Below are 22,931 nucleotides of genomic sequence, written 5' to 3' on the forward strand. Positions count from 1 at the left end.
ATTTTAAAACAACGCATTTAAAAGATTTTATATAAAAACACATAATTATATCATATCAAAGATTTGTAGTATCATACACATCCATTAGTATTCATTATAAAATGACAAAAAAATGAATTTGCTAAAAGAAAAATAGTCTGTACTTTATAGATGGAAAAAATAATCAAATTTTAAAACGAAATGAAAGCTATTGTGATTGGTGGTGGATTGGGTGGATTGAGCACTGCTATACGACTGGCTAGCGCTGGGTATAAAGTAGATGTTTTTGAGTCAGCTTCTGGTGCAGGAGGTAAATTAAATGAAAAAGTCATTTCTGATTACCGGTTCGACCTAGGCCCTTCGCTTTTAACGATGCCTGATTTAATAGATGACTTATTTATTGAAGCTGGCGAAGATCCAAGGCTGCATTTTAATTATTCCAAATTAGATACAATCTGCAATTATTTTTATGAAGATGGCACTGTTTTTAAATCCTATGCAGACGATTCTAAATTTGAAAATGAACTTTATAGAATATTTAGACTCAACAAGAATGTATTCAGATCTTATTTTAAAACCATTCGTACTATATATTCAATAACAGCACACATTTTTATTTTTAAAAGCCTACATAGATTCCGTTCATTTACAACTTGGAAAACACTTGTGTCAATTTTCCAATTACCACTTATTCGTTCCGGAGTAACGATGAATAAGATGAATGAGTCTTTTTTTTCTGACCCCAGATTAATTCAGTACTTCAATAGATATGCCACCTATAATGGGTCAAACCCATACAAAGCACCAGGAACAATAAATCTCATATCACATCTTGAACATGAAATGGGAGCATATTTACCCAAAGGAGGTATGTATGCTATTACGAATAGCTTATATGGATTGGCTTGCAGGAAAGGCGTGAATTTTCATTTCAATGAACTTGTACAAGAAATAATAGTTTCAAACAAAAAAGCTGTTGGAATCAGAACTGCTCAGTCCACCTACAATGCAGATATTATCATTAGCAATATGGATATTTTTCATACATACCGAAAATTATTACCCAATCAACCAGCACCGGAAAAAATATTGCGTCAAGAAAAAAGTTCATCAGCATTAATTTTTTACTGGGGGCTTAATACGAGTTTTTCCAAATTAGGCTTACACAATATTTTATTTAGTTCAGATTACAAAAAAGAATTTAAATCAATTTGGGAAGAAAAAACCATTGATGAAGACCCTACAATATATATTAACATAACATCTAAATACGAGTCGAATGATGCACCCACTGGTTGTGAAAATTGGTTTGTAATGATAAATGTCCCTCATAATTCGGGTCAGAATTGGGAATTACTAAAACAACAAGCGCGTAAAAATATTATTACCAAAATCAATCGCATGTTGCAAACATCTATTGAAGAACATATTGTTGTTGAAGATTATCTGGATCCTATTTTAATAGAATCCAGAACTAGTTCTTTTAAAGGGGCATTGTACGGAAATGCTTCGAATAATAAATTAGCAGCATTTTTAAGGCATTCAAATTTTAGCAAAACCATAAAAGGTTTATACTTTTGTGGAGGAAGTGTTCATCCGGGCGGAGGCGTACCGCTCGCTATTTTATCAGGAAAAATAACCGCTGAGTTAATAAAAAAAGATTTACCATGTTAAAAAAGCTTTATCAAAATCAACTTTATTTTTATTCCATCATTGCTGTCATTATTTATTTAGTTGGTATTGTAGGCATAACATGTATTCCTGAATTGTTTAAACCTGTAACCCCATTAAATCTATTACTTTCAGCGCTATTTATCCTTTATTTCGATAAAAGCCCGAGAAAAAAGATACTTTTCTTTGCAGCTTTTACTTTCATTACTGGCTGGATAATAGAATGGATAGGTGTTTACTCAAAATTAATATTCGGAGAGTATCAATATGGACCAACATTAGGATTGGCTATTGACGGAATCCCTGTTTTGATTGGAATTAATTGGTTTATTTTAAGTTATTATTCAGCAAATTTAAGTGAATGGATATTTCCTAAAACGAATATCTATCTGAAAACAACCTTTGGTGCATTCCTCATGGTTGTTATTGATGCTGTTATAGAACCCCTATGCGGTGATTTGGATTTTTGGTACTGGAAAGGTGATCACATTCCAATGCAAAACTTCATTGCCTGGTTAATATTTTCTTGGGGATATATATTTCTTTTTTATAATTTAAAGTTAGATTCAAACAATAAAGCTTCCCGTGTGTTATACGTAATACAACTAATATTTTTCTTAGCTTTATTCATATCATTCAAATTAATACCATATGCTAATCAATAGTTTAATTGTATTGTCTACATTTTGTTTCATGGAGTTTATGGCCTGGTTTACACATAAATTCTTAATGCATGGTTTTCTGTGGTTTCTGCATGAAGATCACCATACAGGTAAATCAGGTTTCTTCGAAAAAAATGATTCTTTCTTTTTAATCTTTGCAATACCAAGTGCCTATTGTTACATGACAGGTTTAATGTATAATGACTTTAGACTGTATATTGGAATAGGAATTTCTTTGTACGGCCTTGCTTATTTTTTTATACACGAAATCATTATTCACCAACGATTCAAATACTTTAGAAATTGGAATAATAAATATATACTCGGCATTAGAAGAGCGCACAAGATTCATCATAAATACCTTGGCAAAGAAGATGGAGAAAACTTCGGAATGCTTATAGTCCCTATGAAGTATTATAAAACAAACTATACCGAAATCAAAAAATGAATTACATCTACCTTTGGCTGGATTTATTTTGTATTTCCTTTCCATTTATATTAAGTTTTGATAAAAAAGTTGCCTTTTATAAAAAATGGAAGTCTCTATTTCCTGCAATTGCAATCATCGGACTATTTTTTATCATATGGGATATTATTTTTACTAAAAATGGTATTTGGGAATTCAATGAGAAATATTTAATAGGTACCTATATTTACAATTTACCTGTTGAAGAAGTTCTATTCTTTATTTTTGTTCCTTATTCCTGCGTATTTATATATGCGTGTATTAAAGCATATTTTTCAAGTAATTTTTTAGAAAAGTTCCATAGAAAAATTACGCTTCTTTTATTATTTGCATTGCCGATTATTGCTATTCTCAACGCGGATAAAGCATATACCTTTTACACTTCCTTTTTTAGTTGGGTGTTGATTTGGATACAATATTATATTTTAAAAAAATCGTATATGAGTTGGTTCTATGTGGCATACATCATCCATCTCATCCCATTTTTAATAATTAATGGTGTACTAACCTATAAGCCAGTTGTAATTTATAATAATATGGAAAACGTTGGAATACGTTTGTATACCATACCTATAGAAGATCTTCTATATTCGTTGTTTCTATTTTTAGGAAATATTATGATTATGGAATTGCTCGAAGAAAAGCGAAATACAAAACCGTTCCACAATTAGCGACGTATTCAAAATAAGAAACAAATTATTACTAATTAATAAACTTCCAGTCTCGATTTAATTGTCCAATTAATTGATGAGCTGTAAGATCAAAGCTACAAGGTACAACCGATACATAACTGTTGGCCAATGCCCACTCATCCGTATCTTCACCTGCATCTTTGTTTTCAAAACTTCCTGCCATCCAGAAATATCTTCTACCGTATGGGTCAAAGCGTTCATCAAACTTCTCTTCCCAACGAGCATGTGCCTGACGGCATATCTTCACTCCTTTTATAGGGGCGGCACTTATTGGAGGAAAATTAACATTTAATGTAATGCCTTTAGCCAAGCCATTTGTCAGTACTTCTGTAGCTATTTGCTTGACATATTTTTTAACATGCGAAAAATCTGCGTGCGCATCGTAATCACATAATGAAAAACCAATTGCCGGTAAACCTTCCAATGCTGCTTCTATGGCTGCAGACATAGTACCTGAATACAATACACTGATCGAAGAATTGCTGCCGTGATTTATACCACTCACAACCAGATCCGGTTTTCTGCCTTTTAATACATAATGCTTCGCAAGCTTAACGCAATCAGCAGGTGTGCCTGAACACTCATACGCAATGATACCAGGGAATAGATCACTAGATTCCAGTCGTAAGGTGTTGCCAATAGTAATAGCATGACCCATGCCTGACTGCGGTGAATCAGGAGCTACAACAACGACCTCGCCCAATTCAGACATTACTTCAATTAATGTTCGGATTCCGACAGAAAATATTCCGTCGTCATTACAAACAAGTATCAATGGTTTTGACATATATAATTTCTTAGGATACTGTATATCCGGCATTACCTTTTTTTGATCCGCGGCAGACTATCGCAGAAATAAGTATTGGAACGGTTAATCTTTTTTCAAGATTGTATGTCCCATTTTATCTCTTTTAGTTTGTAAATATCCAATGTTATGCGGATTAGACGCAATCTCGATTGGCACTGCCTCTGTGATCTCTAAGCCATAACCCGCAAGGGCTGCACGCTTTACAGGATTATTCGTAATTAAACGCAGTTTAGATATTTGCAAATCACGCAGGATCTGTGCACCTGTTCCATAATCACGCTGATCCATTTTGAAGCCCAGTTCAAGATTTGCTTCAACAGTATCGCGACCTTGCTCTTGTAATTTATATGCTTTAAGCTTATTCAATAAACCAATACCTCTTCCTTCCTGGTTCATATAAAGAATAACTCCTTTACCTTCTTTTTCGATCATCTCCATAGCTGCATGTAATTGCGGTCCGCAATCGCAACGGCAAGAACCGAAAATATCACCTGTCACACACGATGAGTGTACACGCACAAGGACGGGTTCATCTTTCTGCCAGGTACCTTTAATTAAGGCCAAATGAATTTCATCTGTGCTTATTTCACGAAAAGCGATCAGATCAAAATCCCCAAGATTGGTAGGCATATCTACACCAATCTCTCTCTTTACAAGGCTTTCGTGCGTAAGTCTGTATTCAATCAAATCCTTGATTGAAATTAATTTCAAATCAAATTTCGTAGCAATTTGTTTCAGCTCAGGCAAACGCGCCATGCTACCATCTTCGCTCATGATCTCGATCAACACTCCTGCCGGCTTAAAGCCCGCAAGGCGTGCAAGATCTACAGCAGCTTCCGTATGTCCCACTCGTCTTAAGACACCTTCGTCTTTTGCTTTCAATGGAAATATATGTCCCGGGCGACCAAGATCTTCCGGTTTTGTATTTGGATCAACCAATGCCTGAATAGTCTTTGAACGATCGGATGCAGAGATCCCCGTTGTACAACCATTTCCTAATAAATCTACAGATACTGTAAATGGGGTTTCGTGTGTAGCAGTATTGCTGCCAACCATCAAGTCTAATTTCAATTCTTTACAACGTGCTTCAGAGATGGGAGCGCAGATCAATCCACGTCCTTCTTTGGACATGAAGTTAATAATCTCAGGCGTTACACATTCCGCAGCACAAATAAAATCGCCTTCATTCTCTCTATCTTCATCATCAACAACAATGATCACCTCTCCTTTACGAATTGCTTCAATAGCTTCCGCAATTGAATCTAATTTTATTTGTTCCATATTTATTTCAACAATATTCAATCTTATACTTATTGATTTATTTCCACACGTTTCTCAACTACTTTCTCAAATGCTTGTTCTAATAAGACAGTCGTTTGAGACCAGTCAAAATGGCGTTTTATAAATTCTTTCCCTTCATTACCAATTTTTTCGGCAACAAGTTCATTTTTCAATACATATTCTATGCGATCTGCAAATTCCTGTGCGGTATCTGCTATATAGATCTGATGCCCATGAACAGCTCCAAGTGCCTTATTTGCAAGACTCGTTGTAATGGAAGGCAATCCGCAAGCCATTGCTTCCAATAATTTATTCTGTAAACCCGAACCGCTTAATAAAGGTGCTACAAACATTCTTGATTCCAGAATGTATGGTTTAATATCTTCTACAAAGCCTGTAACGCAAACCTGGTCTGATTTCAATTTCAGTACATCTGCAGCCGGACTTGTACCAGCTAAACACACCGACAAATTCAATCCTTTCAATGCCAACAAAGGCAATACGTTTTGTACAATAAATTGTGCCGCAACAATATTGGGGTGATATCCCATATTGCCGGTAAAGATCAGATCATACTTTTTATTCAACCGTTCAGCCGCTGCCAAATAATATTCATTCACACCGTTGGGTATAATAGACATATTTTTTTGTACAGATTTAGGAAGAAATTCTGCATCCTGATTTGTGATGATCGAATGTCCCTGAAATAATCTACCCGCATTAATCTCATATCTTTTTAAGCGCTTTGCTTCAATTCGAACAAAGGGTTTCTGATAGAAATTCGAAAACTTAATACGCTTGTACATCCCTTCAGATAAGGCGTCCATATAATCCAAAAAGAATGGCACATCTTCTTCAAATGGTAAATTTTCAACCAATCGAATCAATTGAACATATACAATATCAATATTGAATTTATAGATCCATTGACTCATGATCATTCTCATTTCACTATTCTTAAAATAGTTCACCTGAAAAGGTGCCTTATTGAATAGAGAAGAAAATAAATTCAAATAAATATGCTTCTTGTTTAATCCGATGATTTTAATTTCTGTACAATACGCTTTCAATTTCGAAACATGCTGCTCCGAAACAACCTCATCTGAAAGGCATAATAAAAAAATAGTATGTTTTTTGGAAAGCTCTTTAATTTGATAAAAAGCCCTTAGCTTATCACCCTTGTCTGTGGGATAAGGAAATCGGGATAAGGCAACTAAAATATTCATTCCAACTCTTTGTACATTTTCTCAAACCCGGAAATCAATGTTTCCCAGGAATATTCGGATACTGCTCTATTTCTTGCATGCTGAGCAATCTGGCGCGCCAGAGCTTCATTCTGCAAAAGTAAAACAATCCCATTTTTCAATTCAGTTGGCGTATCGCAAATAAGTATATCTTCATTCGGTATACAATGTATTCCTTCTGCTCCTATCGTTGTAGAAACAATCGGCATACACATACCCATTGCCTCAACTACTTTTAAACGCATTCCGCCACCGGAACGCAAAGGTACGACAAATACATTGTGATTTTGTATAAAATCCGAAGCATTCGGCACCAGTCCTTCTAAAATCACTCCTGGTCTGTTCCATTTATCAAAAGAAGCATCCATTCCTTTTCCTGCTATATAGAACTTAGCCTCAGGAACTTCTTTTAATACTAAAGGCCATACCTCTTTGAGAAACCATTCAATTCCTTCTGTATTAGGCATCCATTGCATGCTTCCAATAAAACAAACAGAATACGGCTTTTTAACAGGATTTTGAATAAGGCTATCTTCAAAACCAGCCTGTATCGTTGTTAGTTTCCCTTTATAATTCTTTGATCTGTAATACGCCTCATCGTCCGGAGTGATGGCAACAATCGCATCAAACTGATGAAGTGTTGTTTCTTCAAACGTTTTGATTTTCTTCGCCAATTGTTGGATAAAAACTTTCTTTAGAGGATTCGTGGTATGCAATGCCAGCCGCTCCCAGATCTGGTGCTCGATATTGTGTGAACGAAGTACGATTTTCGCGTTTGAAAGCCTTCTCAGTAAAGGTATATAGAGCGCCATATATGCACCTTCGATCTGAATAAAATCGTATTCATTTTCTTTTAATGCATTTGTTAATACTTTCTCAAACTCTTTTGATCTGAAACGTTCAATGTTATAAGCCGTTTCAGAAAAAAAACTTTTTAACAAACCTGTTACTGTAATGTTTGTATTGATGTCCGTATAAAAAAAGTTGCGATAGCCTGCAGCAATGGATTGGGGGGCTTCATGATGTTTATTGGTATTCAGAAAAGCCAGATCAACCGAATGCCCAAACTTTTTTAAATAGTGTGCCACATACCATGCAGCAATATTTCCTCCATCATTTAAAGGGAATGGAATACGATTTATGATCTGTAAAATACGGAATTGAGAAGCCATGAATCTATTTCATCATTTTCTCAAAACTCTCCCACAATAAGGAAGCCGTTTTATCCCAGGAAAATTTTTGTCGTTGAATAAGGCCTGCCGCAAGTACTCCTTCTTTCACATGAGGAACTTTGTACAATTGCAGCATTGCATTTGCAATTGCATCAACCGATTCCGGATTCACTAAAACAGCTGCCTTTCCTGCAACCTCAGGCAATGAAGTTGTGTTGGAAGTAATGATAGGCACCTCGCAATTCATTGCTTCTAATAGTGGAATACCAAATCCTTCAAAGTAAGGAACAAAGGTCAATGCGTAAGCAGAACCTAAAATTTTAGCTAATTCAGGCGTTTTAATATGCCCTAAAAAATGTATATCGTGTCTGTAAATTAATGTGTGATAAAGCGATTGAATGTCTTTGTTGTTCCACATTGCTTTCCCAACCAACAACAATTTCATATCGCAATTTGATGTTTTCTTAAATACATCAAACGCACGCATCAGGTTCAATATGTTTTTACGCGGATGCATGGAACCGATGTATAAAAAGAAAGGTCTTCCGGAAGAATATTTATAACGGATCTTAACCTGTTCGGCTTCCTTAACAGGTACAAACAGGGCATTACAACCATTATAAACGACATCAATTTTATCCGGTGAAATTTGGTATGTTTTTGCGATGTCTGCTTTCGAAAATTCAGAAACTGTAGCAATCCTTGTTGCCTGATGGGCAAACTTAGGCATGTTCTTTTTATAATATTTTGCAACGCCTTTAGGTAAATCCTGAGGTCTGTGCTCAAAATTTATATCGTGAATTACATTCAGTGTTTTTACTTTCGTAGATTTTGAAAGGTATCCATCGGTTGTGATAAAAGCATCGGCTTTTACTTTCTTCAACATAAATGGAACGCTCCATTCAAAGAATAAATACCACAATATCGGATGTCTTGATTGAGGATATAAAACGTGCGGAACTACGTTTTTACCAAAAATAAATTTATCGCTGTATGGTCTGTCAAAGAAAAAATGAAACGTATGTTCCGGATGCTGTTCGGTCATCCGTTTGAGTGTTTCATAGGTAAACCAGCCGATCCCTTCGAGGCGGTCTTCCAATAACAGACGGGTATTTACAGCTATATTCAAATCTCTTTTCGGTTTAACTTTCAAATTACAATTAGCCAACTACAATACCAAGTGTCTTATCGATATCTTTAGAGATCACCTTGAGTTGCATGGCCACCTGAAGCAGATGCATCAGATCATCTACGCTTCCTTCCTTTTGAATCCGGTCAATCTCTTTCATATTGTCCCGGATCATACACTTTAGCACAACCCTCTTCAGCCTTAATACGGTCTTGGGGACTACAGAGTTTAGTACCTCAATTTCTTTGGGTACAATAATCTGGAATTTCTCCCAGTTTTCGCTTATGTGAAATTTGGTAGACAATAGATCAATCGCGGCATCGCGCACATATTCAGGCTGGTCTTGCTGAATAAAATAGGTATGTAATACCTGCTCGCCCCGCAATCTTACCTGAATAATATGTTTGATAATATAATCGTATGCTGCATTCTTAAATTCAACATCTTGTAATTCATGGATCAGATAGTCGGACAAAGGCATCTCCTGCTCCATTGTTGAGGAAGCAAAGTTTAATAGATAACGCATCATCTCGCGCTCATGCATTTTAAGAGACTCTTCTTCCAGACTCAGCCTAACGATATCATCCGGCAATTCAATCTCCGGAAGCTCGGGCAAGGCTGCAAATGCTTCACGTTCGCTGATCTGTTTTTTCGCTTCCTGCTGCCCTTTTTGTAACGCCTTTTTATTGTATTCCGAAATCAGGATCTGCTCATCGATCTCAAGTAATTTGCTACATTCTCTAAAGAATACAGAACGTTTGATTGCATCGGGAACCTTAGAAATACTCTCGACAATATCTTTAATTACCTCTGCACGTTTGATCGGGTCGTTGCCAACCTCTTTCAAACTGATCGACGTTTTGAAAGATATAAAATCCCGTTTCGTCGATTTTATATATTCCTTAAATGCTGTGGGTCCAATTTTTTGAACATAGCTATCCGGATCTTCCCCTTCAGGAAATACCACAATAGATACATTCATATCCTGCTGTAAGATCAGATCTACTCCACGCAAAGCTGCTTTAATACCTGCGGAGTCACCATCATATAGAATGGTAATGTTAGGTGTATACCGCTTGATCAGTTTAATCTGATCTTCAGTAAGAGAAGTACCGCTTGAAGCAACCACATTCTCTACACCCGATTGATGCAGGGATACAACGTCGGTATACCCTTCTACCAACAAGCATTCTTCTTCTTTGCGAATCGCTTGTTTCGCCTGAAATAAACCATATAAAATTTTACTCTTATGGTAAATTACAGACTCTATGGAATTGAGATATTTGGCTTGTGTTTTATCCGTTTTTAAAATACGTGCACCAAAAGCTGTTACTCTTCCGGCAACGTTGTGAATCGGAAACATGACACGACCGCGAAAACGATCGAAAAATTTCCTGTCACCGCTATCGTTTGCGTTATCACGCTCAATTGTAAGACCCGTCTTTGTTAGGAATTCAGTCTTATAGCCTTTTTCGATTGCAGATTTTGTAAACGCATCCCATTGATCGTGGCTATAACCCAATTCAAATTTTTTAATCGTTTCATCTCTGAAACCACGCTCTTTGAAATAACTTAAACCGATGGATTTACCATCTTCTGAATTCCATAATTGATCGGTATAATATTGGCTTGCATAGTTGGTTACAACAAGCATGGAATCTTTTTCACTTTGCTCAAAATTCTGTTCCTGAGTAAGTTCTTCTTCCTTGATTTCGATGTTGTACTTTTTAGCCATATAGGCCATAGCTTCCACATAGGTAGCACCTTCATGTTCCATAATGAACTGAATGGCATCGCCACCTTTTCCACAACCGAAGCATTTATAGATCCCTTTGGCTGGCGTTACGGTGAAAGAAGGTGTTTTTTCGCTATGAAATGGACAACAGCCTGAATAGTAGTGTCCTTTACGCTTTAAGGTCACAAAATCACCAATCACCTCGACAACATCGATGGCTTGCTGAATTTGATCTATGGTTTCTTTATTTAAGCGCACGTTTTCTTATACTATTTCCGTTAAGCCCAGTAAACATCGCATCTTTCAAACGAGTTCCTCAAACGAAGTAGTTGTACGTTTGTATATGGGCAGTTTACAAAGGTCTTCTATAAAATGCAGATAACCGAAACGCCTTCCCTTTTATTACCACAATGTACCCCACCTGTTATGAACTCAAAAAGAAAGCTTATAAACTTAGTTATACACATTTTACGCTGAGATTTCAATCCGTTTGAAGTCTGATTTTCTGAAACGCTTGTGACAAATGAACTTGTATGCGTTCGATGGTGTTAAAATCAGGCTTATTTCAAGATAAAATACCCTGCTTCTTACGTCCGATTTACAAGCGGATAAGCTAGTATATAGCCTCTAAATTCATTAAATTGCACCAAATAGTATAGAATAAAATGTCCATTACTCAAGAACACGTTTTAGCAGCATTAAAAACCGTACCCGAACCTGATTTGAAACAGGATCTGGTTACGCTGAACATGATTCGTGATATCGTGATTGAAGGAAACAACATCTCCTTCACGGTTGTATTAACAACACCTGCTTGTCCGCTTAAAGAATTGATCCGAAATTCCTGTACGGAAGCAATACATACATTGGTGTCTGCTGATGCTATTGTTACTGTAAACATGACAGCTGATGTAACAACCGGTCGTTTCAATAGCGGCCCGGTATTGCCCGGCGTCAAAAACATCATTGCTGTCTCATCCGGTAAAGGTGGTGTAGGCAAATCAACAGTAACAGCCAATCTGGCTGTAGCCCTTGCAAAATCAGGAGCACGTGTTGGTATCATCGATGCTGATATCTCCGGACCATCGATGCCTACCATGTTTGATGTAGAAGATGTTCGTCCGAATGTAATCGAAAACGAGAACGGCAAACCTACGATCATCCCGATCGAACAATACGGTGTTAAAATTATCTCCATTGGTTTTCTATCGCCTGCAGAAAGTGCTGTAGTGTGGAGAGGCCCAATGGCAAGTTCAGCCTTGCGTCAGTTCATCAGCGACTGTGATTGGGGCGAGCTTGATTATTTATTGTTTGATATGCCTCCGGGCACTAGTGATATCCATTTAACATTGGTACAAACCGTTCCTGTTACTGGTGCCATTGTGATTACAACTCCGCAGAAAGTTGCTATCGCAGATGCACAAAGAGGGTTGCAGATGTTCCGTCAGCCACAGGTAAATGTTCCTATCTTAGGAATTGTTGAGAATATGGCCTGGTTCACACCTGCAGAACTTCCGAACAATAAATATTATATCTTTGGTCAAGACGGAGGTAAAAAATTAGCGGAGAAATTTGATGTACCCTTATTGGGTCAGATTCCGTTAATTCAAAGCATCCGTGAAAGCGGCGATGCAGGTAAGCCTGCAATCATTAATCAGGATAGCATCAGTGCAGAAGCATTCAAACAATTGGCAGAAAATCTTGCACAACAGGTTGCTATCCGCAATGCATCATTAGCAGAAACAAAAAAAGTAGAAATTAAAGTATAAACCGTGAGCCTAACAACTGAAAACACTGAATTGCATCAACGAGTTGAAGAAGCTCTTGAAAGCATCCGTCCGTATATGATTACTGATGGCGGAGATGTTCGTATTGTAGAAATTACAGACGACATGATTGTAAAGCTTGAATTGCTTGGAGCTTGCGGTACATGTCCAATGTCTGCAATGACGTTAAAAGCGGGCGTGGAAGAATCGATCCGCAAAGCCGTACCTGAGATCAGAGGTGTACATGCGATCAACGTATAAAGACATTTAAATTATTTTTAACTCACAGAAGTTTACATATTCATGAGAATAGGAATCATCTTTGGTGGACAATCAAGAGAAAGAGAGATATCATTTGCCGGCGGAAGAACTGTTTACGATAATTTAAATAAAAACATTTTCACAACAGTCCCTATCTTCATAGACAGTCTCGGTCAATTTATTTTATTGGATTGGCAATACATCTACAAAGGTACCATCCGTGATTTTTATCCTCCGTTTGATTTTTTACCAAACAGCGAACATGGTTTCCAGGTTTACATTGAGTCTTTAGGAAATCTTTCCAAAGAAGAACGTGAGACCATCATTCAAAAAGTAGGTAAAAAAATTGAACCTGCTGACTTAAAAGAATTAATAGACTTTGCATTTCTAGCACTTCATGGCCCCTATGGCGAAGACGGTGCAATACAAGGCATACTGGATTGGAACAACATCCCCTATTCAGGCTCAGGAATACTTCCCTCTTCCATAGGGATCAATAAGCATATACAAAAAAAGCTCCTTGCGCAGGCAAATTTTAAAGGACCAAAATATACGATATATCAAAAATCAGATTGGTTAACGGGCGCAGATCCTGCCGATCTGTTAAAAACATTTGAAGCTGCAGTTGGTTTTCCATTTGTAGTAAAAGCACCATCACAAGGTTCATCCATCGGAATTTCTGTAGTAAGTGAACGCAACCCCGATAAGTTGCGCCTTGCATTAAACAGAAGTTTTTTCTTACAGGAAATCACTGCTGAAGAATGGAATAAAAAATCTTCTTCAGAAAAAGTAAAATGGGTAGCTACTCTTACGGATATTCGTGAAGGCATTGGTATGCCGGTTAACGATGTTCTTAATGGTAAACTATTTTATCATCCGGAAGAATTGCTTCAGCATTTAGATACGAAACTAAAAACAACAGATCGTATCTTACTTGAAAGTCTGGATAACGAAGAAGAGATCATCATAGAATCATTTATTGCAGGAGCAGAATTCTCTTGTATTGTTATTCAGGATGAGCAAGGTAAACCAGTAGCATTGCCACCAACAGGTATTGTTAAAGGCAATGACTTCTTTGATTACAGATCGAAATATTTACCGGGCATGTCGCGAAAGGTTACACCGATCGACATTCCTGCACAACAGGTAGAATTAATTCGCAGCGAATGCTGCCGTTTATATAGCGCATTGCAGTTCAATGTATATGCACGTATTGATGGATTTATTTCAGCAGAAGGTGAAGTAATATTAAATGACCCGAATACAACATCGGGTATGATGCCTTCTTCTTTCTTCTTCCATCAGGCTGCTGAGATCGGTTTAAACCCTTCTCAATTCCTGACTTATATTATCCGTACTTCGTTACAGGAACGAATCAAAGAAGGAAAACGCAGCTTAAAGAATAAACAATTGCTCCAATCTCTGGATCTTGCAATTGCAGAACAAAAAAATTCTTCAAAAGAAAAAATACGCATTGCAGTTGTAATGGGGGGGTACTCTTCAGAAAGACACATCTCTGTTGAAAGCGGCAGAAACATTTTTGAAAAACTATCTTCCAGCACAAAGTATGCGCCAATACCTGTATTCTTAACAGGCAGTGATGAGCAGCATCGTTTATTCGTTCTGCCTATCAATATTCTGTTGAAAGATAACGCAGACGACATTCGCGAAAAAGTTATTGACTTCAAAGGCCACCACCCTATCTTAGTTCAGATAGCAAAAGAGACTGAAGCGATCACAAACAGATATGTAAGCAATGCGATCAGAGATCCAAAAGAAATTTCCTACAAAGAACTTTCAGATATGGTTGATGGCGTATTCATTGCCTTGCATGGCCGTCCGGGCGAAGATGGCAGCATGCAAAAATATTTAGAACAGTTCCATTTGCCATACAATGGTTCAGGTATCGAAAGTTCTCAGATCACAATCAATAAATTTGAGACGAACAGAATCCTAAGAGAGAATGGCATTTCAGTTGCAAACCACCGCATGGTTTACCAAAAGGAATGGAATGAACTTGGTGAAAAATTATTAACCGAGATCGAATCTGGCTTTGTATATCCGATCATTGCTAAACCATCGGACGATGGCTGCAGCTCTGCGGTTAAGAAAATCAAAACCAGAGACGAACTACGCGCGTACATTCGTTTAATGTTTGGGGAAGAAGAAATTCAAGGATCTAAAAGTTCTGAAATATTACAATTAAAATATAAAGAAGAATTTCCTCAAAAGAATTATTTCTTAATTGAAGATCTCGTATCTCAAGGCAAAGCGAAACATTTCCTTGAAGTAACAGGAGGTTTAATGACGCGCTTTAATGGAGCAGGTGAAGTTGAATATGAAATATTTGAACCATCCGAAGCATTAGCAAATGGAGACGTATTATCTCTGGAAGAAAAATTCTTAGCCGGTGAAGGACAAAACATCACTCCTGCACGCTACACTAGCAACAAGGCCGACTATGAAAAAGTAGCTTCTGAAGTTCGAAGTACACTAAAGAAAGTTGCAAAGATTCTGAACATTCAAGGCTATGCACGTATTGATGCATTCGTTCGTGTATTTGAAGACAATACTTCTGAAACAATTATCATTGAAGTGAACTCCTTGCCGGGCATGACACCTGCAACGTGTATCTTCCATCAGACAGCAATCAACGGATACAAGCCGTACGACTTCATCGACAATATATTGAACTTTGGTATTCAAAGAGAAAAGAAAAAATTAGCAAGCATTTAATATGAAATTATTTAAAGCAGATTCATTTAAAGATGTATTGATTCATTTAGCAATCATCGTAAGTATATTCGTTGTGCTTATACTCATATTCTTTTATGCATATCTACCATCCGTAACAAAACACGGTGAATATATTACGGTGCCTAAATTAGAGGGCTTAACCATTGAGCAAACTAAAAAAATATTACACGATAAAGGTTTGCGTTACGAAATCAGTGACTCCACTTTTAAACCAGGCATTAAGGCATTTACTGTTTTAACGCAGCATCCACTTGCAGGCAGTGAAGTAAAAGAAAACAGAAGAATCTACCTAAGCATTTCATCGCTTAATCCTCCTAGCATTAAAATGCCGGATCTATTAGACAATTCACAAAGAGGTGCTGAAATGCAATTGAAAAGTTTAGGCCTAGTTGTTGGACATATTTCTACTACACCCAATCCAAATAATTTTGTGTTAGGTCAGTCGTATAATGGCTCACCTATAAAAGCAGGTTCTCCGATACCTAAAGGCTCTAAAATTGATCTGTTAGTAGGCTCCGGAAGAGGTGATACAGAAGTTGATGTTCCCAATTTAGTTGGAATGTCTTTGGATGAAGCCAAAGCAATGATTAAAAGTATGGGTCTGGTAGAAGGTTTAATGATCATAGATCCATCCTCTAAAGAAGCGGAAAATACGGTAACTAAACAGAAACCGGCATACCAAACAGGGCAAAAACTTCGTTCTGGTGATATGATAGACCTATGGTATGTTGGCGGTCCGGATACTGTCAAACCATAACTATTAATACGTATCAATCAATATTTTAATTTTATCAATGAGCTATAAGGGACTTTTTTTTGTTATACCTGTTTTATTACTGACTGCATTTTTATCGCATGCACAGCAGATGGGCTTGGCTCCACTGACTCAATATTCGGTTGGAGATACAAGATCAGGTGTGCAATTGCGTACAACAACAGTAACTCAACAAGACACGTTAAAAATTCCGTTTATAGAAGATTTTACAGGATATGGTTTACCTATCGATTCTATATCTGTTGACACACTGCAGACAGCAACTGACTTAGTATATAGGGTTACGCATTTAAAACTGCATGGATTAAAAGATAAAGATAGTATTCGCGTATACAATATATCAACTTCGAACATACCTGTCAGTGACCTGTTAACAGGGAAAAAATTTGTTAAGGTAATTAACAAATACACGTTTCAGTTATTTAATGATCATAATTTACAAACACCTGCTACAGTAGCTGCAGAAAGAATCCATTATTTTAATTGGCTTCGCTTGGGTAAACAAGGATACAGCACAATGCCTGATACATTGGTTTTTCTGGATAATCAAGGTGGTGTTTTTATAAATAACGATATGGCTGTTAATATGGTCAATAATGGAGTTGCAACTTTTGATGGTGTGAATTATAAAGGCATTCCTTATTCTACAACAACAACTAAAGGCTATGCTGACAATTTAACTTCCTTACCATTTAATTTGTCGGGTTATACTATTAATGACAGTATCTACATGAGTTTTTACTGGCAATCAAGAAGCTTAGGAGAGAGCCCTCAATCGAATGAATTTTTATATCTGGAATTTCTGAATGCTTCAGGCACTTGGGTTAAAGTCTGGACCCAAAAGGGAGGTACTCAGACAAAGGACACCTTTGATTTTGCCATAATACCTATAACAAATTCCTCTTATCTCCATAAAGGTTTCCGTTATCGATTCCGTTCGTATGGTGTCTTAAATGGAAGATTTGCCGTATGGAATGTCGATTACATATACATTAATAAAAACAGACTCACGGCTAACGAGCCTAAACTTAAGGATGTTTCTATAATTACAACCAACAGAAGTGCATTAAAAAACTATACATCGGTACCTTATAAACACATCAAGGATCTGCCTGTTGCTACTATAACCAGTGAAACAGCACAGGCATTTATGAAAATAAGAGATAGCTTAAACATTTACCCCATCGATCTCCTTCATGCTTTTGCAATAAAAAGACAATACCTTGTGAGAGATAACAGAGGCAACGATAAAATCAAGTATAATATCGATCCGTTTTTTGCATCAAATAATGTATTCACTCAAACATTCACAGATACAATAGTTGGCAACTTAATGGATTCAGCATATGTCTTAAAGGAAGAGTTTTCATTCCAACCCTTAGATACACTTGGCGCCATTGACATGACCTTCAATAATTTCACATCCATTGAAACGTATTTTCATGATTCGTATGCCTATGATGACAATACCCCCGAATGGGCATTCGTAAGTGCAAATGCAGGCGGCACCAAAATAGCAAATGGATATAAGATATTAAAAGCAGATCAACTAACCCATATTGATTTTTGCTTCATAAGAAATAATGGTCCGAACCTAACTAATTTTGCACTTACGATGAGTGTCTGGGAGCTGGATACAGCAGCTCATACAGCAGCCCCCCCCCTTTGTGAGCAGCAAATCGCTATACAATACAGTACAGATATAAATGGTTTTGTTCGATATGAATTAACAACACCCCTCCCGTTGGATTCTGGTAAAACATATTATTTTGGATATTACCAGAAGTTCAGCGATGCGCTTTTTTTAGGCTTCGATAAAAATAACGATCATCTCGACCAAGTATACTTCTGCAATAGCAACGATGTCTGGGATAACTTTAAAGTTATATCTCCTGTACCCGGTTCTCTTATGATTCGTCCGGTTTTCAGTGACAATGAAATCATTACCGGAACAAGCGATCCGTTAGCCCAGCATAATCAATTTACTTTTTATCCAAATCCGGCTAAATCACAGTTACATTTCACCGGCGAACCCGAATATATAGCGATTTATGACTTAAGCGGACTTTTACTTTTAGAAAAAAAGATAGAAGGTACAGAACCCATTTCAATAGATGCCTTGCAAAATGGATTGTATGTGATCATTCTTTCAAAAGACAACTACAAAGAAGCAAAAAGGCTCATTATTCAAAAATAAGTGCTACCGATTCAGAAAGTGTAATTCTCTTTTTGTAATTTCACTTTCTATTATATTAAAATATGAATTCAAAATACAGCAAGTTTTTATGGTTAATCCAATTTCTAGGAGATGTATCATTAATAAATGTTGCGTTTTTTACTGCCTATTTAATTTCTGACCAAACTCCCCCATTCGGTCAAATTAAAGATCATTACATAACCTTGCACATAATTTTCAATATGGCCTGGTTCATTCTAGCATTCATTTTCAATATATATGTTTATTCCACAGCCAGAAGACGTAAGCTCGAATTGGTTGTATGGAATATTATCAAGATCGTATCTCTTCATGTTTTAATCATTTTTACATTTATCGGAGCATTAAAAGATTCTTATTACTCCAGACAAATGATTTTAATAACCTATTTATTAATAGGCGTAAGTATATTCGTATGGAGAATATTTTTCATAATGCTTCTGAACTGGTACCGAAAATCCGGATCTAATTTTAGAAATGTACTTATTATCGGAGCCGGTCCTGTAGGATTACAGGTAATGAGATACGTAATTTCTAAAGACAATTCCGGATATCGTTTCATGGGCTTCTTAGACGATGCAATCAGCCATGTAAAACATAAAGAACTGGTTCTGGGAAATGTTGATGCGTTAAAAGAGATTTGTGAATCTAAAATGAAAATTGATGAGATTTTCTGTACGCTTCCATTTACTTCTTCCAAAAAGATCCGATCAATCATTGAATATGGAGACAACCACCTCATCCGTATCCATCTGGTTCCTGACTTTAGAGGCTTTTTAAATAAAAAAGTTGATTTGGAATTTTATGATCATGTCCCTGTTTTAAATATTCGAAAAGAGCCTCTGGAGAATTTATTCAGTCGGATGTTAAAACGATTGTTTGATGTTGTTTTTTCTCTATTCGTTTTAATATTTATATGCAGCTGGTTGTTCCCTTTACTTGCAATTGCGATTAAGCTAAGTTCTCCAGGACCAATACTCTTCATTCAAAAAAGAAGTGGTCGAAACAATGAAGAATTTGATTGTTACAAATTCAGAAGTATGTCTGTGAACAAAGACTCGGACAATGTTCAGGCAATTAAAAATGATACCCGTATAACATTGATCGGTAAATTTTTAAGGAAATCAAACCTCGATGAACTACCGCAATTTGTCAATGTGCTTATCGGAAACATGTCTGTTGTTGGTCCACGTCCGCATATGTTAAAACATACAAAAGACTATTCTGCAATCATTGATAAATTCATGGTGCGCCATTTAATCAAACCAGGCATCACTGGCTGGGCACAAGTCAATGGATTCAGAGGTGCTACAACTCAACCCAGGTACATGATGAAACGTGTTCGATATGACTTATGGTACATCGAAAACTGGACCTTCTTACTGGACATTCAGATTATTTTCATGACTGTTTATACAATGCTTAAAGGCGATAAAAATGCGTTTTAAACTTGGATGTATTATTTTTATAGCTGCATTTCATACAGCTGCCCTAGGACAAAGCAGATTTAGCCCGTTAGAGCGTCAATATTTACTAAGTGAAGAAGCTTCTATCCATTCTAAAGACAACGATCTACACACATCTATTCAGCCATATTTTATAAAAGAAACAAAGGGGTTATATAATCAAGATAGTTTACGAAATGGAATAAAATATTCTATTCAGCGAAAAAACTTTTTTACAAAAGTTGCTGATAACTTTGTAAATAATTATTTGATACCAATTGATTCAGGCATCGTATCAATCAGAGCCACTCCATTATTTGATTTTGAACTTCAATACGACCCAGGTAAGAAGCAACAGTATTACAGAAATACCCGAGGCTTTTTAGTGTATGGTGATTTTGGAGATAAGTTTTCCTTCTACACCGGCTTTTACGAAAACCAGGCGAGCTTTCCCGATTACATCAATACATTTATAGATTCTAATTTAGTTGTACCCGGACAAGGACTAACCAAAAGTTTTAAAGGAAATGGAGGACAGGATTTCAGTATTCCTTTTGGGTATGTGTGTTATGCGCCCAACAGATATGTAACGGTCCAATTTGGTCAGGATAAAAATTTTATCGGAAATGGGTATCGTTCTTTATTACGCTCAGACAATTCAACCAATAATCCATTCTTTAAAATACAAACTTCGTTTTGGCATATTAAATACATGGTCATGTATGAACAATTCCAGGATGTTCGTGCAGAAGCATCAACGGTGCTGGGGAAAGGCTACCCGAAAAAATATTCCACTACCCACTACTTAAGCTGGAAGATTAATCGATCTTTTGAGTTAGGCTTTTTTGAATCCATTATATGGCAAGCTGCAGATTCTAATGGAGTAAGAGGTTTTGACTGGTCTTATCTAAACCCTGTAATTTTTCTAAGACCAACTGAAGCTTACAACGGGTCTGCCGACAATGCGCTGATGGGTATAAATGTAAAATACCAGATCCTACATAATATGTATGCATACGGGCAATTCATTTTAGATGATATGAAATTCGATGAATTAAAGAAACCGAACTCAGCATATCCTCAAAAATATGGCTTTCAATTAGGGGGACGTTATTTTAATATTGCCAAAATCAAAGGTCTTGCTGTACAAGGTGAGATGAATTATGTAATGCCATACACCTATTCACATCGTTTATCGCTGCAGAATTATTCGCATTACGATCAATCCTTGGCACACCCACAAAATGCCAACTTTATTGAATACATTGGAATCATTGATTACAATAAAAAAAGATGGTCTATTTCAAATCGATTGGTTTATTGTACCTATGGAGCAGATCAAACTGCTGCAACAAACTTTGGACATAACATTTTTGCAGACATCAGTCAATATCCAAGCAATTATTATACAAATGGCCATCAAAAAATTCTGCAAGGATATAAAACTACTCTCTTTTACAACACCTTCACTGCTGCATACATCATCAACCCCAAAGTGAATATGCGTCTTGAAGCATCCTTTACGTTGCGTTCTCAAAAAACAGCAGATGCAAAGGATACAGATAAGATTATTGGATTCAGTTTTAAAACTGCTTTATTCAATAAGTATTATGACTTTTAAAATCTTAGTTGATCTTTAGCTACTTCTATCTAACATCTCCTTCAATAAGATCTTATCAACCGGAGATTTACGTGAGGCTACCAATTGAATCTCATAATAATAACTCACAGATTTATAAGATTAATTTCAGTCCTAAAAAGTGTTTTATTTTTTGTTTAATAGGCAGTTAGTTTTTTCTTTTCAATCCAGGTCTTGTCATTCACCGCAGACATAATGAATGTAGAATATTTGGTGTCAATTTATTTAAGATGACACAGCCCTATACAACAAAAAGCCATACCTTAATTATTAAGTATGGCTTTTTGTTTATAGGATAATCAACCCGAAGGTATTAGTTTTTACGTAATAACGTTTTATCGTTATGGAATTTAGGCTTGTGATTTTTCGTGAATGTATATACTATACCTGCTGAAAAAATGAAGTATCCGTCATTATTTTTCGGATTCCCTCTATAATCCTGAGGTGTATTTGCATCCGAACCGTTATAAGGGAAATTTGTTGATTTATTCGACATGGCCGCAGAAATGGTATTGTCGAATGAACTCGCAGGATCATATTTTGCTTTACTAACGTCGTCAATATGATCTGTGGTTGTGTAGCGGTATCCGCCCTCAACCATAAAACTCCATTTGTATGTGTATCTGAATTTTAAGCCAAAACCAGCCGTATATAAGAAAGCTATATTTCCGTATTTGGTGTGTTCTGTTTCCAAAGGACGCAATTGATGCCATTTACCATTTCCCATCTGTCCCCATGGATCATAGGTCATTAAGCCCACACCTGCATAAATATATGGATTGATCTTTGGACGTCTACGCATCATTTTTTCATAGGGAAAAAAATCAAATTGTCCGGAAGCAATAAATTCCCAGTTTGAAGATCTGAAATTTAAATTTCGATATTTGTAGTAGTCATCGGAATACAATCTAAAAAAACGAACATCTGCTCTTAAACTCAGACGTTTCTTTAAATAATTTGTTCTTAACAATGCACTTGCGCCTATTTGAGGTCTGAATTTAAAGCAATCAATACCTTCGCATAAATCTCCATAATACGTAGCGTATCCAATAGTTCCAAAGATACTTATCAATTCATTTTTAGAAATCTTTTTCAGACTAATGCCTGGTTGTGCTTTGCCTTTATGATATTGACCTTTATAGATTCGTCTTGTTTGCGCATTCGTAATAAATGACAATAAAAGACTTAAAACTATTAGAATTACTGAAAGATTGCGCAATCTCATGATGTTAAT

General features: G+C 36.4%; 18 protein-coding genes. 11 read left to right on the plus strand and 7 right to left on the minus strand.

Going from position 1 to position 22,931, the window contains the following annotated elements; genetic code table 11:
• Positions 1–180: 180 nt before the first annotated feature.
• The 4 genes from crtD to A3EE_RS0108325 are packed head-to-tail and all read left to right on the plus strand — an operon-like array spanning position 181 to position 3,449.
• On the plus strand, positions 181–1,653 hold the full coding sequence (gene crtD / locus A3EE_RS0108310) for a 1-hydroxycarotenoid 3,4-desaturase CrtD (RefSeq protein ID WP_018342985.1): 1,473 nt from the start codon (positions 181–183) through the stop codon (positions 1,651–1,653).
• Complete coding sequence (locus A3EE_RS0108315; protein ID WP_018342986.1) at positions 1,647–2,315, plus strand: carotenoid biosynthesis protein; 669 nt, start codon at positions 1,647–1,649, stop codon at positions 2,313–2,315. The genes crtD and A3EE_RS0108315 overlap by 7 nt, the downstream gene beginning before the upstream one ends.
• Positions 2,302–2,760, plus strand: coding sequence for a sterol desaturase family protein (locus A3EE_RS0108320; RefSeq protein ID WP_033417704.1), 459 nt, complete (start codon positions 2,302–2,304; stop codon positions 2,758–2,760). Before A3EE_RS0108315 ends, A3EE_RS0108320 begins: the two co-directional genes overlap by 14 nt.
• Positions 2,757–3,449, plus strand: a complete 693-nt coding sequence (locus A3EE_RS0108325; protein WP_018342988.1) for a lycopene cyclase domain-containing protein — start codon at positions 2,757–2,759, stop codon at positions 3,447–3,449. Before A3EE_RS0108320 ends, A3EE_RS0108325 begins: the two co-directional genes overlap by 4 nt.
• A gap of 31 nt (positions 3,450–3,480) precedes the next feature.
• Here the strand turns inward: A3EE_RS0108325 and surE are convergent, their stop codons facing one another.
• The 6 genes from surE to dnaG form a co-directional block, all read right to left on the minus strand.
• A complete protein-coding gene (gene surE, locus A3EE_RS0108330; protein ID WP_026209674.1) occupies positions 3,481–4,257 on the minus strand; it encodes a 5'/3'-nucleotidase SurE in 777 nt (258 codons plus the stop codon).
• An 84-nt stretch (positions 4,258–4,341) separates the two neighbouring features.
• Complete coding sequence (locus A3EE_RS0108335; protein ID WP_018342990.1) at positions 4,342–5,559, minus strand: bifunctional 3,4-dihydroxy-2-butanone-4-phosphate synthase/GTP cyclohydrolase II; 1,218 nt, start codon at positions 5,557–5,559, stop codon at positions 4,342–4,344.
• Between the two features lie 29 nt (positions 5,560–5,588).
• Positions 5,589–6,785 carry a glycosyltransferase gene (locus tag A3EE_RS0108340; protein ID WP_018342991.1) on the minus strand — a complete coding sequence of 399 codons (1,197 nt, stop codon included), beginning with the start codon at positions 6,783–6,785 and terminating at the stop codon, positions 5,589–5,591.
• The gene (locus A3EE_RS0108345; RefSeq protein WP_018342992.1) at positions 6,782–7,975 is read right to left on the minus strand and encodes a glycosyltransferase family 4 protein; all 1,194 of its coding nucleotides are present in this window, start codon (positions 7,973–7,975) and stop codon (positions 6,782–6,784) included. Before A3EE_RS0108345 ends, A3EE_RS0108340 begins: the two co-directional genes overlap by 4 nt.
• Positions 7,976–7,979: 4 nt before the next feature.
• Positions 7,980–9,104, minus strand: coding sequence for a glycosyltransferase family 4 protein (locus A3EE_RS0108350; protein ID WP_033417730.1), 1,125 nt, complete (start codon positions 9,102–9,104; stop codon positions 7,980–7,982).
• A gap of 31 nt (positions 9,105–9,135) precedes the next feature.
• Positions 9,136–11,097, minus strand: a complete 1,962-nt coding sequence (dnaG, locus tag A3EE_RS0108355) for a DNA primase (RefSeq protein WP_018342994.1) — start codon at positions 11,095–11,097, stop codon at positions 9,136–9,138.
• A 407-nt stretch (positions 11,098–11,504) separates the two neighbouring features.
• On the opposite strand from dnaG, the gene A3EE_RS0108360 reads away from it, so the two are divergent.
• The 7 genes from A3EE_RS0108360 to A3EE_RS0108390 all read left to right on the plus strand — a co-directional run bounded on the left by A3EE_RS0108360 (position 11,505) and on the right by A3EE_RS0108390 (position 21,679).
• Positions 11,505–12,608 (plus strand): Mrp/NBP35 family ATP-binding protein, encoded by a 1,104-nt coding sequence (locus A3EE_RS0108360; RefSeq protein ID WP_018342995.1) that lies wholly within the window; start codon positions 11,505–11,507, stop codon positions 12,606–12,608.
• A 3-nt stretch (positions 12,609–12,611) separates the two neighbouring features.
• Positions 12,612–12,866, plus strand: coding sequence for a NifU family protein (locus A3EE_RS0108365; RefSeq protein WP_018342996.1), 255 nt, complete (start codon positions 12,612–12,614; stop codon positions 12,864–12,866).
• Between the two features lie 42 nt (positions 12,867–12,908).
• Entirely contained in the window at positions 12,909–15,602 is a 2,694-nt protein-coding gene (locus A3EE_RS0108370; RefSeq protein WP_018342997.1) for a D-alanine--D-alanine ligase family protein, read from the plus strand.
• 1 nt (position 15,603) lies between these two features.
• Entirely contained in the window at positions 15,604–16,380 is a 777-nt protein-coding gene (locus A3EE_RS0108375) for a PASTA domain-containing protein (protein WP_018342998.1), read from the plus strand.
• Between the two features lie 37 nt (positions 16,381–16,417).
• On the plus strand, positions 16,418–18,595 hold the full coding sequence (locus tag A3EE_RS0108380) for a T9SS type A sorting domain-containing protein (RefSeq protein WP_018342999.1): 2,178 nt from the start codon (positions 16,418–16,420) through the stop codon (positions 18,593–18,595).
• A 62-nt stretch (positions 18,596–18,657) separates the two neighbouring features.
• Positions 18,658–20,061, plus strand: a complete 1,404-nt coding sequence (locus A3EE_RS0108385; RefSeq protein WP_018343000.1) for an undecaprenyl-phosphate glucose phosphotransferase — start codon at positions 18,658–18,660, stop codon at positions 20,059–20,061.
• Positions 20,051–21,679 carry a hypothetical protein gene (locus A3EE_RS0108390; protein WP_018343001.1) on the plus strand — a complete coding sequence of 543 codons (1,629 nt, stop codon included), beginning with the start codon at positions 20,051–20,053 and terminating at the stop codon, positions 21,677–21,679. The genes A3EE_RS0108385 and A3EE_RS0108390 overlap by 11 nt, the downstream gene beginning before the upstream one ends.
• A 331-nt stretch (positions 21,680–22,010) precedes the next feature.
• Here A3EE_RS0108390 and A3EE_RS0108395 read toward each other — a convergent pair whose 3' ends face one another.
• Positions 22,011–22,922 carry a DUF6089 family protein gene (locus tag A3EE_RS0108395; RefSeq protein ID WP_018343002.1) on the minus strand — a complete coding sequence of 304 codons (912 nt, stop codon included), beginning with the start codon at positions 22,920–22,922 and terminating at the stop codon, positions 22,011–22,013.
• Positions 22,923–22,931: the final 9 nt, after the last annotated feature.

Origin of the sequence: Cytophaga aurantiaca DSM 3654 (assembly GCF_000379725.1) — a bacterium.
GTDB classification, from domain to species: Bacteria; Bacteroidota; Bacteroidia; order Cytophagales; family Cytophagaceae; genus Cytophaga; species Cytophaga aurantiaca.

Excerpts from the sequence above, each read along its gene's own strand:
- crtD (WP_018342985.1), top strand. The coding sequence starts at position 181 with ATGAAAGCTATTGTGATTGGTGGTGGATTGGGTGGATTGAGCACTGCT.
- A3EE_RS0108315 (WP_018342986.1), top strand. The coding sequence starts at position 1,647 with ATGTTAAAAAAGCTTTATCAAAATCAACTTTATTTTTATTCCATCATT.
- A3EE_RS0108320 (WP_033417704.1), top strand. The coding sequence starts at position 2,302 with ATGCTAATCAATAGTTTAATTGTATTGTCTACATTTTGTTTCATGGAG.
- A3EE_RS0108325 (WP_018342988.1), top strand. The coding sequence starts at position 2,757 with ATGAATTACATCTACCTTTGGCTGGATTTATTTTGTATTTCCTTTCCA.
- surE (WP_026209674.1), bottom strand. The coding sequence starts at position 4,257 with ATGTCAAAACCATTGATACTTGTTTGTAATGACGACGGAATATTTTCT.
- A3EE_RS0108335 (WP_018342990.1), bottom strand. The coding sequence starts at position 5,559 with ATGGAACAAATAAAATTAGATTCAATTGCGGAAGCTATTGAAGCAATT.
- A3EE_RS0108340 (WP_018342991.1), bottom strand. The coding sequence starts at position 6,785 with ATGAATATTTTAGTTGCCTTATCCCGATTTCCTTATCCCACAGACAAG.
- A3EE_RS0108345 (WP_018342992.1), bottom strand. The coding sequence starts at position 7,975 with ATGGCTTCTCAATTCCGTATTTTACAGATCATAAATCGTATTCCATTC.
- A3EE_RS0108360 (WP_018342995.1), top strand. The coding sequence starts at position 11,505 with ATGTCCATTACTCAAGAACACGTTTTAGCAGCATTAAAAACCGTACCC.
- A3EE_RS0108370 (WP_018342997.1), top strand. The coding sequence starts at position 12,909 with ATGAGAATAGGAATCATCTTTGGTGGACAATCAAGAGAAAGAGAGATA.
- A3EE_RS0108375 (WP_018342998.1), top strand. The coding sequence starts at position 15,604 with ATGAAATTATTTAAAGCAGATTCATTTAAAGATGTATTGATTCATTTA.
- A3EE_RS0108380 (WP_018342999.1), top strand. The coding sequence starts at position 16,418 with ATGAGCTATAAGGGACTTTTTTTTGTTATACCTGTTTTATTACTGACT.
- A3EE_RS0108385 (WP_018343000.1), top strand. The coding sequence starts at position 18,658 with ATGAATTCAAAATACAGCAAGTTTTTATGGTTAATCCAATTTCTAGGA.
- A3EE_RS0108390 (WP_018343001.1), top strand. The coding sequence starts at position 20,051 with ATGCGTTTTAAACTTGGATGTATTATTTTTATAGCTGCATTTCATACA.
- A3EE_RS0108395 (WP_018343002.1), bottom strand. The coding sequence starts at position 22,922 with ATGAGATTGCGCAATCTTTCAGTAATTCTAATAGTTTTAAGTCTTTTA.